10 protein-coding genes are annotated in these 14,294 nt (G+C 55.1%); 2 read left to right on the top strand and 8 right to left on the bottom strand.

The genetic code is table 11. The annotated features are described in order from the left end of the window. Positions 1 to 8 precede the first annotated feature (8 nt). Complete coding sequence (gene serA / locus AB1724_09600) at positions 9 to 1,601, bottom strand: phosphoglycerate dehydrogenase (GenBank protein ID MEW6078054.1); 1,593 nt, start codon at positions 1,599 to 1,601, stop codon at positions 9 to 11. Positions 1,602 to 1,740: 139 nt separating this feature from the next. On the opposite strand from serA, the gene AB1724_09595 reads away from it, so the two are divergent. Together AB1724_09595 and AB1724_09590 are read left to right on the top strand one after the other, a co-directional pair. Then, positions 1,741 to 3,228, top strand: a complete 1,488-nt coding sequence (locus AB1724_09595) for an ATP-binding protein (protein ID MEW6078053.1) — start codon at positions 1,741 to 1,743, stop codon at positions 3,226 to 3,228. Continuing rightward, the gene (locus AB1724_09590) at positions 3,221 to 4,717 is read left to right on the top strand and encodes an ATP-binding protein (GenBank protein ID MEW6078052.1); all 1,497 of its coding nucleotides are present in this window, start codon (positions 3,221 to 3,223) and stop codon (positions 4,715 to 4,717) included. Before AB1724_09595 ends, AB1724_09590 begins: the two co-directional genes overlap by 8 nt. 63 nt (positions 4,718 to 4,780) lie before the next feature. Here AB1724_09590 and AB1724_09585 read toward each other — a convergent pair whose 3' ends face one another. The 7 genes from AB1724_09585 to AB1724_09555 all read right to left on the bottom strand — a co-directional run bounded on the left by AB1724_09585 (position 4,781) and on the right by AB1724_09555 (position 14,259). Then, the gene (locus AB1724_09585; protein ID MEW6078051.1) at positions 4,781 to 5,164 is read right to left on the bottom strand and encodes a response regulator; all 384 of its coding nucleotides are present in this window, start codon (positions 5,162 to 5,164) and stop codon (positions 4,781 to 4,783) included. A gap of 78 nt (positions 5,165 to 5,242) precedes the next feature. After that, entirely contained in the window at positions 5,243 to 6,175 is a 933-nt protein-coding gene (locus AB1724_09580; GenBank protein MEW6078050.1) for a methylenetetrahydrofolate reductase, read from the bottom strand. Beyond that, positions 6,172 to 6,840 (bottom strand): methylenetetrahydrofolate reductase C-terminal domain-containing protein, encoded by a 669-nt coding sequence (locus tag AB1724_09575; GenBank protein MEW6078049.1) that lies wholly within the window; start codon positions 6,838 to 6,840, stop codon positions 6,172 to 6,174. Before AB1724_09575 ends, AB1724_09580 begins: the two co-directional genes overlap by 4 nt. Positions 6,841 to 6,872: 32 nt before the next feature. Further along, positions 6,873 to 7,322, bottom strand: coding sequence for a hydrogenase iron-sulfur subunit (locus tag AB1724_09570; GenBank protein MEW6078048.1), 450 nt, complete (start codon positions 7,320 to 7,322; stop codon positions 6,873 to 6,875). Then, on the bottom strand, positions 7,312 to 10,341 hold the full coding sequence (locus AB1724_09565) for an FAD-dependent oxidoreductase (GenBank protein ID MEW6078047.1): 3,030 nt from the start codon (positions 10,339 to 10,341) through the stop codon (positions 7,312 to 7,314). Before AB1724_09565 ends, AB1724_09570 begins: the two co-directional genes overlap by 11 nt. Before the next feature lie 68 nt (positions 10,342 to 10,409). Further along, entirely contained in the window at positions 10,410 to 11,171 is a 762-nt protein-coding gene (locus AB1724_09560) for a hydrogenase iron-sulfur subunit (protein MEW6078046.1), read from the bottom strand. A gap of 52 nt (positions 11,172 to 11,223) precedes the next feature. Continuing rightward, positions 11,224 to 14,259: an FAD-dependent oxidoreductase gene (locus AB1724_09555; GenBank protein MEW6078045.1), complete on the bottom strand. Its 3,036-nt coding sequence runs from the start codon at positions 14,257 to 14,259 to the stop codon at positions 11,224 to 11,226. Between the last annotated feature and the right edge of the window lie 35 nt (positions 14,260 to 14,294).

Genomic DNA, 14,294 nt, shown 5'->3' with positions numbered 1-14,294 from the left:
TAAAAGATTTAATCAGTTAGCTCGAACACCGTGACGTCTTTTACTGCGGGGAGGTTTTTCAGGGCGGACAGGACGTTACCGGAAATTTTCTGGTTTGTTCTCACAAAAATAACATTTCGTTGATTATCGCCTTTTTGACCGACCTGCATCCGCTCGATATTGATGTTGTGCTCACCCAGCAGCACGCCGATGCTTCCGATCGCGCCAGGCTTGTCGAGGTTGTGGATAATGGCAAAGTACCCCCGGGTGGGGATCATTTCCAGACGGAAGTCATTGATGCGGATAACGCGGGGCTCTTTTTTCCCGAAAATAGTTCCGGCGATGGTGTTCGTTCCCGAGCTTGACGCCAGGATGATCGTAATCAGATTAATGAAATCAGTGGGCGTCTGATCGATCCGGGTCGTTATTTTCAGGCCTCTTTCAGCCGCAAAGGCGGTGGCATTGACAAAGTTGATCGTGTGTTGAACAAAGGGGGTGAGAATCCCTTTTATCGCGGCGGTTGTCACCGGTTCCAGATCCAGGTTCATGAAGTCGCCGGTATATTCGACGGTTACTTCCTGTAAATGACCCGATGCGAATTGGGCCAGCAGGGTGCCCATCCGTTCAGCCAGTGTGGTGAAAGGAGACAGCTTCGAGAGCAGTTCACCGGACACGGCCGGCACATTCACGGCGTTGATGATGGTGTCGTTTTTCAGATATTCGATGATCTGTCGGGCGGCTGCCTCGGCGACGTTTACCTGGGCTTCCTTGGTGGAGGCGCCCAGATGGGGGGTGGCAATGACGTTGGGCAGCTTCAGGAGCGGCGAATCCCCCGGCGGTTCGGTTTCAAAGACATCCAGCGCGGCGCCGGCCACTTTTCCGGAAACAAGCGCCTCATAGAGATCGGCTTCATTAATGATTCCGCCCCTGGCGCAATTGATGACCATGACGCCGTCTTTCATTTTAGCGAAAGCGTCTTTGTTCAGAAGCCCCATGGTCTGTTTCATTTTGGGCACATGAACCGTGATAAAATCCGCGCGGCGGAACAGCTCGTCCAGTGTGACGTATTCGTGTCCTTCGTTTTCAACCGTCGCTGGCGGGATGTTAGGATCGGCGACAATGACATGCATTTTAAACTGGCGCGCCCGGTCGGCGACGATACTGCCGATTTTCCCGAATCCGATGAGCCCGAGGGTTTTGTTGAAGATCTCGACTCCCTGGAGTTTCTTTTTCTCCCATTGGCCGGATTTCATGGAGGCCGTCGCCTGGGGAATATTCCGGGCCAGGGCCATCATCATGGAGATGGCGTGTTCGGCGGTTGTAACCGTGTTGCCCTGGGGCGTATTCATGACGGCGATGCCGTGTCGGGTGGCGGCGGGGATATCGACATTGTCCAGGCCGATTCCGGCCCGGGCCACGGCTTTCACCCGGGGGGCGCCGGCTTTTATGATTTCTTCGGTTATTTTGGTGGCGCTTCTGATGATGACCGCGTCGTAACCGCCGATAATGTTTTTCAGTTCATCCGGAGCCAGGCCTGTCTTGACATCCGCTTCAAAACCCGGCTCGCCGTTGATCAACTGGATCCCGATGGCATCAATATTGTCTGCGATTAAAATTTTCATACCGGCATCCTTATATGATGCATATTAAAAATTCAAGGGAAAAATGTAATTGAAAACATGGCAAGATTAGGATAGAAAGTCAAACAATATAATAATGGGAGTACGACTGAATACAAGGCATCGGGAACAGGGGGGAGGCATGAGAACCGAACAGGGCAGAGAGTTGCTGATCAAGGCGGTGGATGCGTCCAGGAGAAAGTTTTTCATTATTTCTCCCGAATTTGTCATCCTGGCCGCTAATGACTATACGCGTCAACTGGCGGGAAGAGCGGATGTCAAGGGAGCATATTGCTATGAGGCGTTCCATGGCCGTCAGTCACCCTGCGATGGTTGCGCCGCCGCACGTGTGTTAAAAACCCGCCGGCAGGCCATGACCAGCTTTAAAAAAGGAATGTTTGAAGGTTCCGGCGGCGCTTCGTGCTATTACTCCTACCCGATTCTCAACGGCAAAGAGATCGAGGCGATGGTGACGCTTGACCTTGACCTGGACGCGGTCAGCGAAATGCTGGGGCGGATTGACCGTTCCAATGCGTTTTTGAGAAACCTGATTTTGAGCTCCGTGGATGGCGTTATTGCCGCCGATATGACCGGGAAAATTATCGTCTTCAACGAGGCCGCTGCGGAAATTACCGGCTACAGCGTTGAGGAAGCCCTCAATCAACTGGATATCAGAGATATCTATCCCGGAGACGGCGCCCGCGAGATTATGAAGAAGTTGAGGAGCGAAGAGTATGGCGGAAAGGGAAAACTGAAATCCTACGAGGTGAAAACAAAGCGAAAAGACGGCGGGCTGACGCCGATTCGGCTGAACGCCGCGGTTGTTTATGAAGGAGAAAAGGAAATTGCCTCCATCGGATTTTTCCATGATCTGACGGAAGAACTGAAGATGAAGGCCGACTTGCAGAAGACTCAGACCCAGCTGCTTCAGGCGGAAAAGATGTCGTCGCTGGGGAAACTGGCGGCGGGAGTTGCCCACCAGTTGAACAATCCCCTGGGCGGGATTATGTTGTATTCAAAACTGCTGCTGGAAGATTACGACTTGAGTGAAGAGGCCAGGGAAGACGTGAACCGGATTATCCGGGACGCGCAGAGAGGCAGCGAAACCGTCAAGGAACTCCTGGAGTTCGCCCGCCAGACCCAGCTGAAAAGGATCCCGGTGGATATCAACCAGGCGGTGTCCAGGACCCTGTTTCTTCTTGAGAATCAGGCCTTGTTTTATGATATTGAGATCAAAAAATCATTTTATGAAAAACCGCTTTTTGTCAGCGCCGATACCCAGCAGTTGAATCATGTGTTCATGAATATTATTCTTAATGCCGCCCAGGCCATGGAAGGAAAGGGCTGCCTGACGATCCAGACAGGCTTGACGCCATCCGGGGATCGGGTGTTCATCCGGATCGCTGACACCGGGCCAGGAATCCCGAAAGAGATTATCTCTCACATTTTTGAACCGTTCTTTACGACCAAGGACGAGGGAAAGGGCACGGGGCTGGGGTTGAGCCTGGTATACAGTATTATAGATGAGCATGGCGGGATCGTTTCCGCAGGCAATAATCCTGATAAGGGAGCGTATTTTATAATTGAACTTCCCGCGCAATCGGGGAAAGGAGAGGAATATAGTGGATGACTTTGAGACGATGAAAATCCTTGTGATTGACGATGAAAAGGATATCCGGGAAGGATGTGTCCGCGTTCTTAAGCGGATAAAAGGATGCGAAGTCTCTTCCGCTCCGAACGGGATAGAGGGGCTTGAAGTACTTCGGAAGGAATTTTTCCCCGTGGTCCTGCTGGACCTGAAAATGCCCGGCATGGACGGGATGGATGTGCTGCGTGAAATCAAGCTGATGGAGGGAAAAGAAATTCTGGTGATTATCATCACCGGGTTTGCCACCGTGGAAACGGCCATTGAGGCCATGAAACACGGGGCCTATGACTTTATCCCCAAACCGTTTGATCCGACCCAGCTGCGGATGGTCGTCGAACGAGCCCTGGACAAGATTCGCCTTAAAAGAGAAGCGGAACTTCTGGCGCAGGAGCGGCAGAAAACGCTGGCCGACCTGGATACGGAAAAGAGCCGTATCAGCGCCATCGTGGAATCCCTGCCCAGTGGCGTCGTGGTCACGAATAATTCCGGTCAGGTGGTACTGATGAATCCGGCCTTCAAACTCCTCCTGGAGCTGGACCCGGATGCAGCGGCCGGAGAGGATATCTCGACTTATGTAAAGGATAGGGGATTCTGTGATCTGGTCAATGAAATCTCCCGCTGCGATTTTTCCGAGAAAAGCGAGGAGTCGACCTATGAACTGGTGATCGGAAGCAACAAATTTCTCATGGCCAGAGGGCGGCCCGTGCTGGGTGAGTCCGGGGACTGTCTGGGCGCTGTGGTTACGTTGAGCGATATTTCATCCCTGAGGATACTGGATCAACTCAAATCGGAATTCGTCGCCAAAGTTTCTCATGAGCTTCGGTCTCCGCTATCTACGATTCATGAACAGTTGGGCGTCGTCCTCAAGGATCTGGGGCGGGATGAAGAATCCCATGAAGAGCAATATATCCTTTCCCGCGCTAAAGAGAAAACCAGCGGCCTGATCTCACTCATCGGTGACCTTCTGGATCTGTCCCGCATCGAGGCCGGCGGCGTGACTCATAACATCAAGAAGGTTCCGCTGGATGAACTGCTGACCAGCATCGTCGATTTCCTCGGGGCCCGGGCCAAGGCCAAGGAGCAGATCCTTTCTCTGACCCTGGCCAGGGAGTCATTTCCGCCGTTGACGGCCGACCCCCTCGCCCTGGAAAGCATCTTTGGTAATCTTATTACCAATGCCATCAATTATACCGGGCAGGGAGGGCGGATTGAGGTATCCATGGATGTGGAAAATAACTATCTGCGGGTTAATGTCGCCGACAACGGCTTTGGTATCGAAGAGCGGCACCACGACAAGATCTTTGAGAAATTTTACCGCGTCAAGGATGAAAACACCCGGTTTGTCACCGGGACGGGGTTGGGGCTACCCATTGTGAAGGGGCTAGTGGATCAGATGAACGGTGAGATTAAACTGGTCAGTGCACCGGGGAAAGGGACCACCTTTACCGTCCTTCTCCCCTTTGATAAATAGTTGCCGTTAATTTTTTGTGGAAATAACGCGGGCCAAAACAACAGGTTTTGGCCCGCGTGTTTTTTATCCGATAAGGCTTTTAACGCTTTCGCAGATGGCCTGGGCGGAAGCCGGTTTCGGCAGATAGTCGTCCGCCTGGGTAGACATGCCGTCAAAGTGTGAATAACGAGTGGAACTGACATGGTCGGCCACGGCGGTCAGCAGGATGATCGGAATGCCGGAATACTTTTCGTCGTTTTTCAGTTCCGCGCAGGTCGCGTATCCGTCTTTTTCCGGCATCATCACGTCCAGCACAATCGCATCCGGCGGGCTGGCCTTGACTTTAGCAATGGCTTCAACGCCGTTGTAGGCGGTTTCCACCGCAAAGCCTTCATCTTCCAGATATTTTTTAATTACAACCACCAGATCCGGTTCGTCATCAACTACAAGAACTCTTTTTCTCGACATGTGCGGGTTCTCCTTAAATAAAATAAATATTCAAAATGGTTATGGAGATGATGACATCAGCAAAATATGAATTTTTATTTATGCTACCTCAGGCCGGGGTAAAAGGCCAGCACTTTTCACAATTTCCGGTACTTTTTCTTCCCATTCGATGGCCATGATATGAAAACCGCGGACACCTTCCACCTCTTTCAGCCGCTGGATGGATTCGATACAGATTTTGATCCCTTCCTCGGCCTGTTTTTCCTTGGGTGTGTCCGACAGCCGTTTGACGACTTCATCCGGTACATCCATGCCGGGCACACGGTTTTTCATGAATTTGGCCATGCCGGCGGATTTCATGGGCGTTATTCCGGCCATAATATAAACTTTTTCATGAAGGCCGCGGTCCCTGACGCCTTGCATCCACAATTCGAATTTATCCAGGTTGTAAATGCACTGGGTTTGAATAAATTCCGCGCCGGCGGCGATTTTTTTGGCCAGGCGCGGAACCCTGATTTCAAACGGGTCGGCAAACGGATTGGCGGCGGCGCCGACAAACATGGCCGGAGGGCGGGAGATGGCGTCTCCGCCCAGGAATTTTCCTTCGTCTCTCATCCGCCGCACGGTCTGAATCAACTGCATGGAGTCAATGTCATGCACGTTCTGGCCGGTGCGATTGTCCCCGAAACTCTGGTGGTCTCCGGACAGGCAGAGGATGTTATGGATATCAAAGGAGGCGGCTCCCAGGATATCGCTTTGCATGGCGATGCGGTTGCGGTCCCGTGTAACCATTTGAAGCACCGGCTCCAGCCCCATTTGCTTGAGCCGGATACAGGCCGCCAGGCTGCACATGCGGGTAACCGAGGTCTGGTTGTCGGTGATATTCACCGCGTCCACAACCCCTCTCAACAGCTCACCTTTTCTGGTAATCACTTCCGGGTCGCTTCCCCGGGGAGGGCCGCATTCGGAGGTGACGGCCAGTTGACCTGAGGCCATAATCTTTTCCAGTCTGCTCGGTGTCTTTATATTCATCCCTGTAGGTCCTCCCTGATGACTTTTCTGGGGCCACCGGCGCGATCGGTGGACCAGTCTTTGATGGAAAATAGTTTCTCGTAGTCTTCCAGCCTGTTGAGCGCTTTCAGGCGGTCGATAATCAGCTGCCAGGCGCAGGGGACGTCTTTGCTGATTTCGCACTTGCCCTTGCTGGATCCGCCGCAGGGCCCGTTGAACAGGCGTTTGGCGCATCTGGACACGGGGCAGATGCCGCCGGTCAGGGCCAGAACGCACTGCCCGCAGGCCTGGCAGCGCTCTCCCCACACGCCCCGTTCTTCGGTGGCTCCGAGAAAACAGGTGTTGACGCCCGGGAAAACAGGGGTGTTCTGGTATTTTTCCGCCGTGAACTGGATGCCGACGCCGCAGGCCAGAGAGAGGATGGCGTCATAACCGTCTACGCGGTCACGGATTTCCTCCAGGTATTCATGGTCGCATTGACGCTCCAGGGTAATCTCATTAATAGTTACCTGGGCGCTCTCTTTCTGGAAGTACATTCGCAGCGTCGAGGCCAGTATCTCCACTTCTTTTTTTCCGCCTGCCTCGCAGACTGTCACGCATTCATTGCATCCCAGGACAAGAATGCGGGGAGATCCACTGACATAGCCGATGATTTCCTCGATCGGTTTTTTACTGGCAACAATCATTTTGATCATCCTTAATTGGTTGGTGACGATGGTTATCGTTCCGCGGCCGCGGCCGTTTCCCGGATTTTATTCTTCTTCACAGGATTGGGCCCCAGCTTGAGGACGCGGTCATGCATCTCCTGGGCGAACTGGGCGAAAAGGGGGCCCTCACCGGAAGAGAGGTTGTACATTTGCGCCCGTTCGCCTTCGATACCGATGGATTCGAGTATTTTCTGGGCCTGCCGGACTCTTCTTTTGGCTTTCAGATTACCCTGGATATAATGGCAATCCCCTTCCATGCAGCCGACCAAATAGACGCCGTCCGCTCCCTTCTCAAACGCCCTCAAAATATGAATGATATCCACTTTCCCGGTGCAGGGAACGCGAACGATCTTAACGCTGGTCGGGTACCGCAGTCGCATCGAACCTGCCAGGTCCGCGGCGGAGTACCCTCAGTAGTTGCAGCAGAACGCGATGATTACCGGTTCAAAACTATCCGTCATAAGCCGTCTCCTCCAGCAGGGCCTCAATTTTGCTGATTATCTGGGAATCCTCGTACCAGTTCAGGTGTATGGCCTTGGCGGGGCACTCCGAGGCGCACACGCCGCAACCCTGGCATGAGGCCGGGTCAATCTCACTGACCCCTTCTTTGTTGATTTTCGGTACATTGTACGGGCAGTTGCGGACACAGATGAGGCATGACGCGCATCTGTCCTGGTCCACCTGGGCGATGACCGCCGAAAGTTTCAGGCTGGTTTTGGAGAGCAGGGTGGCGGCACGGGACGCGGCCGCCAGGGCCTGGGAAATGGTTTCCGGGATCAGCCGCGGGCTGTGAGCGGTCCCGCAGACGTAAATCCCTTCCGTGGCCATTTCCACCGGGCGAAGTTTGACATGGGCCTCTATCATATAGCCTTCCCGGTTGCGACCGAGTTTCATGATAGATCCCAGTTCCTGCGTGTCCGTGGGCCTCATCCCGGCGCTTAAGACCAGAAGATCCGGCGTCACCTGGAGCGGTCGGCCGAGTACATGATCCCTGAAGGTAACCGCTACCCCGCCTCCCGCTTTTTCCACCAGAGGCAAATCCTCCGGGGTGTAGCGGAAGAACAGAACGCCTTTCTGACGGGCTTCCGTGAAATAATCCTCCATAAAACCAAAGGTTCTCATGTCACGATAGAGGATATAAACATCGGTGTCCGGGTTGCGTTTTTTGATGGCCAGGGCGTTTTTCACCGCAGCCTGGCAACAGTAACGGGAGCAATTGGGATGCTCGTCGTTCCGGGAACCGACGCACTGGATCATGACCACCTGTTCCAGTTTGTCGGCGCCAGTTTCTTCCAGACGCCGGGACAGTTCCGTCTGGGTGATGACGACCGGGCTTTGCCCATAGCAGTATTCCGTCGGCTGGTATTCCCCGGCGCCGGTGGCCAGAATTACCACGCCGTGCTTGATTTTTCTTTCATACATGGCCGGCCCGATGAGCACTTCGGTTTCAAAGTTGCCTTTGAATCCGGAGAAGCCGACGATCAGCGCGTTGGTCAATACCTGGATATTGGGGTGGCCGGTCACTTTTTCGATCAGGCCATTCAGATAAGCGCCGATATCGGAGCCGTCAATGGTATGGGTAAGGTTGCGGGCCATGCCGCCGAGCTGGCTTTCCTGTTCCACCAGAATGGTTTCAAACCCCTGGTCGGCCAGGGCCAGGGCCGCGTTCATTCCGGCGATACCACCACCCACCACTAAACCGGCGGGGGTAACCGGGATCTGCTTGTCATGGAGCGGATAAAGCCGGCTCGCCCGGGCCACGGCCATACGGACAAGATCGATGGCTTTCCGGGTGGCCTTTTCCGGCGTATCGGTATGGGCCCATGAATTCTGATTGCGGATGTTAGCCATTTCAAACAGGTACCGGTTCAGTCCGCAGGCTTCCAGGGTTTCCATGAATATCGGTTCGTGGGTTTTGGGTGAACAGGAGGCCACCACCACCCGGTTTAACCGGTTTTCCAGGATGATCTCCTTCATTTTGTCCTGCACGTCCTGGGAGCAGGTGAACAGATTGGTGTCGCAATAGGCCACATAGGGAAGTTGCTTCGCGTACGCCACCACCCGGGGGACGTCCACCACCCCGGCGATATTGATGCCGCATTTGCAGACAAAGACGCCGATCCTCGGTTCCTGGCCGGCGATGTCCATTTCATCCGGCGTTTTCGGGGTCACGGTGCAGGTGTTGCGGGCTTCCGCCAGACGCATGGCGGCGCGGCAGGCGGCGGCGCTGGCCTGGGTTACGGAATCAGGGATATCCTTAGGCCCCTGGAAGGCGCCACAGACGTAAATCCCCGGGCGGGATGTCTCCACCGGCGTAAACTGGCCGGTGGCGGCGAATCTATAGGAATTCAGGTCGATGCCCAGTCGATTGGCCATTGCCACGGTGGTTTCAGATGGCTGCAGCCCGACGGACAGGACCACAATGTCAAAATCCTCCTCCCGGACCTCTCCGGCTTCGGTGGAATAGCGCATCCTGAGATCGCCGCTGTCATCGATGGGGTCGACCGTATGGACCCTCGCCCGTTCGAAGCGGATCCCCTCTCTTTTGGCCCGGTTGTAATAGGCCTCGTACTCCTTGCCGAAGGTTCGCATATCCATGTTAAAGACGGTGCATTCCAGATCGCCTTTGGCATGTTCTTTGGCGATCATGGCATCTTTGGTCGCGTACATGCAGCAGACCGACGAACAATAGCCGTTGCCGCAGCGGTTCCTGTCCCTTGATCCGACGCATTGCAGCCAGGCGATTTTTTTCGGCAGCTTCAGGTCCAGCGGGCGCTGCAGATGGCCCTGATAGGGGCCGGTGGCACTTAAGATCCGCTCAAATTCCAGACTGGTGAGGATGTTCGGTGATTTTCCGTAGCCGTAAAAATCCAGTTGAGATGGATCGAAAGGGGTGGTGCCGGCGGCCAGGATGACCGCTCCCGCCTCCACTTCCGTCTGCCTGACGGCGTCACTGTATGTGATGGCTTCGGCGATACAGACTTTTTCACATAGCCCGCAGCCGATGCACAGGGCGGGATCAATGGCATAGGAGAGCGGCACTGACTGGGCGTACCTGATGTAAGTGGCCGATTTTTTGGACAAGCTGCAGTTGAACTCATCCGCTCCCTTGACGGGGCAGGCCCGGCTGCATTCACCGCAGCCGGTACATTTGGCGGGATCGATAAACCGCGGGCGATTGATCAGGGTGACCCGGAAATTTCCCGGTTCGCCGGATATGGAATCCACTTCGGTGTTGGTGATGATCTTGATGTTCAGATGCCGGCCGACCTCGACCAGTTTGGGTGAGATCACTCACATGGTACAGTCATTGGTCGGAAAGGTCTTGTCCAGCTGCGCCATCAATCCGCCGACGGTGGGTAAGCGGTCAACCAGATAAACATAAAATCCGGCATTGGCCAGATCAAGAGCGGCCTGCATACCGGCGATACCCGCGCCAACCACGACCGCGCTGCCTTTGGTTTCGATCCTGTCTGCCATAACCATCCTGTCTGTTAAGATAAGTTTGTTTACACCTGTTCTAAATCAATTTCCGTAAAGCACCCGGGTTAAGCGGCCGTGCGGATGAATTTGGGGTGCTGCCCCTCATATCCTTCCAGTTCCGCCAGGCCAATCTTTTCTAGTTCGACCAGGCAGTTGGATACGGTGAGCAGATCAAGACCCGTCTTTTCAGCCAGCTGCCTGACCTCCTGGCCCTCGGTTTCGGCCAGCGATACCAGCACCAGGGATTTATTGTATTCATGGGTAATGGCGCCGTGGAGCACATCCTGATACCGTGACGGGTCGATTTTTTCTCCGTACACATTTTTGTGCTCCACCAACTCCTTTTCCATGCCGGTGAGCCAGCGGACCCGGGGGGTCTCAAGCGTGCGGCGGATGGCCGCCAGCGGCAGCCGATGAGCCGCAACGTCGAATTTTCCAAGGCCCGTGATGGTGTCCGTGACGTCTCCGACATAATCGGCAAAGAGTTTGCCTTCGGCTGAACTGACCCATCTCAATTGCAGCCGGTGGTGACCGATACCCGATAGATCCAAAAGAAAGGACAGAGCCGCTATTCGTTTCTGAGCATAAAGATTACCATCCTGGTAATGACATTCACCGGGATGTCACCCCGCCACCAGAGCGCCGTCGTATCCCTTGGCCAGTCCATCGACAATGAACAGCGGATCGATTCTTCCGGAGCACATGACCCGAACCGGGCGGATAGCGGCGGGATACTGGAATCGAGACACCCCTGCCAGGTCCGCTCCGGCATAAGCGCACCAGTTGCAGAGGAAGGCCAGTATTCTGGGCTGATAAGTTTCGCTCATAATCTTCTCTTCCATTAAGGGTTGGTTCATCCGTTTCCGATGTTGCCCCGGGCTAACTCACGGCAGCGACGGCCGCCATGATCTGGCGGTCCCGGAAATGTTTCATATCGATTGCTTTCTGCGGGCAGGACGCCGCACATATGCCGCACCCCTTGCAGAGGGCGGAAATATTCTCCGCCCGGTATCCGCGGCCTTCGACCTTTTTCAGCCGTATGGCGCCGAAGGGGCAGGAAATTTCGCACAATCCGCAGCCGATACACAGGTCCTCATTGACTTCCGATACGATCGGCATGATTTCCATATGCTCCCGGGACAGAACGGTGGCAGCTCGGGCCGCCGCCGCCTGGGCCTGGGCGATGGATTCTCCCAGAAATTTGGGATAATGCGCCAGCCCGCAGATAAACACGCCATCCGTGGCGCAATCCACTGGACGAAGCTTGGCATGGGCTTCGGTCAGGAAGTTTTCGGCGTTGGCGGAGACTTTGAACATCCGGGCAACGTCCGAATGATCGGCCGGCACAATGGCGGTGGCCAGGTTGACCAGATCCGCCTCGATGGCTACCTCCATGTCCAGAACCGGGTCAAATACCGTTACCGACAATCCTCCCGCGATTTCTTCCAGGCGGGGCTTCCGGTCCGGGGTGTAGCGGATAAAAATGACGCCCAGCTCTCTGGCTTTCTTGTACAACAGTTCTTTGTCTCCGTAGGTCCGGATATCCCGGTAGAGAATAAAGACCTGCGTTGCCGGGTTCTTTTCTTTTAAAAAGATCGCGTTTTCAATGGACGCCGTACAGCAGATTTTGGAACAGTAAGGTCTTTTTTCGTCTCTGGACCCGACGCACTGAATAAAGACCACGCTGCCGGCCTGGTCGATGGACGGGTGCTTGCGGAGGTCGTGCCAGCGGGTAACCCGTTCGCTGGTATGGTAGAGATATTCATCGGTATCCGCCGCCGCACCGCCGGTGGCAATAACGACGGCACCGTGACGGATCGTTTTTGCCTGGCCGGCGGCCGTCACTTCCGTGTCAAAATTGCCCAGAAATCCGGAAACGCCGGTTACCCGGGCCGAGGCAAGCACTTCGATGCCGGGGTGGGTTGAAATCTTTTCGGTCAGCCGTTTCACATGAGCCACCACGGCCTCGTCGCAGCTGCTTGCGGCTACCCCTCCCAATTTATCTGATTTTTCTATGATAATGGCCGGGAAGCCCTGGTCGGCCAGGCACATGGCCGCTGTCATGCCCGCCACGCCGCCGCCGATGACGATGACATGCTTGTCGATTTCAACCCGGGCGGCGGGCAGGGGCTCCAGCCGGTTGGCGCGGGCAACCGACATGGCCAGCAGGTCCTTGGCTTTTCCCGTGGCCGTTTCCTTTTGCTCTGAATGGACCCAGGTACACTGGTTGCGGATGTTGGCCATGTCGAAAAGGAAGGGGTTGAGACCCGCGTTCCGGATCGTTTCCTGGAACAACGGTTCGTGTGTGCGCGGCGTGCAGGCGGCCACGACGACCCGGTTCAGGTTGTGCTCGCGGATGAGCTGAGCCATCGTGTTCTGAGTGTCCTGGCTGCAGGTGAACAGGTTTTCCTGGGCATAGGTTACCCCGGGAAGTGTTTTGGCGAACTCGACAATCTGCGGCACATCGGCGATGCCGCCGATATTGGAACCGCAGTTGCAGACGAAGACCCCGATGCGGGCCTCCTTTCCGGCCACGTCGGTTTCGGGGGGAAACGCTTTCTGTTGCGTCAGAGATCCGCGGGCGCCGGCCAGCAGACGGGCGGCGCTTTCCGCGGCGGCGCTGGCTTCCACCACCGACTCGGGGATATCTTTGCATCCCCGGGCAACACCGGCGACGTAAATTCCGGACCGGGAGGTCGCGGTCGGCAATAGCGGATCGGTATTGATAAATCCGGAGGCGTTGACTTCGATCCCGAGGGTTGCCGCCAGTTTGCCGGTCGCGGCCGCCGGTTCCATTCCCACGGACAGAACCGCCAGGTCAAACTCCTCTTCAACGATTTGTCCGGATTCGGTAGCATAGCGGAACAGGAGCGTGCCATCCGCTTTCTCGGTGATGGTATGGACTCTGGAACGCACAAAGCGGACCCCTTCGGCCCTGGCGCGTTCGTAATACTTTTCAAAGTCTTTGCCGTAGGTCCTCATATCCATCAGAAAGATGGTCGCCTGGAAATCACCCCCGACGTGTTCCTTGGCGAGCATGGCTTCCTTGAGCGCATACATGCAGCAGACCGAAGAACAATACGGGTTGTCGCACCGATTCAGGTCGCGGGAGCCGACACATTGCAGCCAGGCTATTTTCGAAGGTTTTTTGCCGTCGGAAACCCTTTTGATCGCCCCTCTGGTCGGGCCCCCGGCGGACAGCAACCGCTCGAATTCAATGCTGGTCACAACGTTGGCGTACTGGGCATACTGGTAATTATCCAAATTGGACGGATCAAATGTTTTCAGTCCGGTGGTCAAAACAATTGCCCCGACATTCAGCCGGATTTCTTTTTCGGTGTCGTCCAGTCGGATCGCTTCTGTCGGGCAGAATTTTTCACAGGCCCGGCATTTGCCGTTTTTAAAATAGATGCAGTTTTTCGCGTCGATCGCGTATTTTAGGGGCACCGCTTGGGGGTAGGGGACATAGATAGCCTTGCGGACGCTGATACCTTCATTATATTTATCGGCCACTTTTTTGGGGCATTTTTCCGCGCAGGCGCCGCAGGCAATGCATTTGTCCATGTCTACAAAACGGGGAGACTGCTTGACCGTCACGGTAAAATTGCCTGCTTCCCCTTCAATGGACTGGACTTCAGACAAGGTGAGCAACTGGATGTTCAGATGCCGGCCGACCTCGACCAGCTTGGGTGAAATAATTCACATGGCGCAGTCGTTGGTTGGAAAGGTCTTGTCCAACTGGGCCATGACGCCGCCGATGGCCGGCGAAGCTTCAACCAGGTAAACCCGGTATCCGGCATTGGCCAGGTCCAGAGCGGATTGCATTCCGGTAATGCCGCCGCCGATAACCATAACCGCCCCCGAAACATCCGTTCCGCCGCTGGTGATGTTTTCTGCCTGATTCTCCCTGCCCATATATTTCTCCCTCGTATAATATTACCTTCCGCCGC

The sequence above is a fragment of the Thermodesulfobacteriota bacterium genome (assembly GCA_040753795.1).
GTDB lineage: Bacteria > Desulfobacterota > Desulfobacteria > Desulfobacterales > Desulfosudaceae > JBFMDX01.
The sequence above is the reverse complement of the archived record's forward strand: the minus strand, read 5'-3'. Positions and strand labels throughout refer to the sequence as shown.

What these genes read in the sequence shown, in the direction of transcription:
- AB1724_09595 (MEW6078053.1), top strand. Translation starts at nt 1,741, where the DNA reads ATGAGAACCGAACAGGGCAGAGAGTTGCTGATCAAGGCGGTGGATGCG.
- serA (MEW6078054.1), bottom strand. Translation starts at nt 1,601, where the DNA reads ATGAAAATTTTAATCGCAGACAATATTGATGCCATCGGGATCCAGTTG.
- AB1724_09575 (MEW6078049.1), bottom strand. Translation starts at nt 6,840, where the DNA reads ATGATTGTTGCCAGTAAAAAACCGATCGAGGAAATCATCGGCTATGTC.
- AB1724_09580 (MEW6078050.1), bottom strand. Translation starts at nt 6,175, where the DNA reads ATGAATATAAAGACACCGAGCAGACTGGAAAAGATTATGGCCTCAGGT.
- AB1724_09585 (MEW6078051.1), bottom strand. Translation starts at nt 5,164, where the DNA reads ATGTCGAGAAAAAGAGTTCTTGTAGTTGATGACGAACCGGATCTGGTG.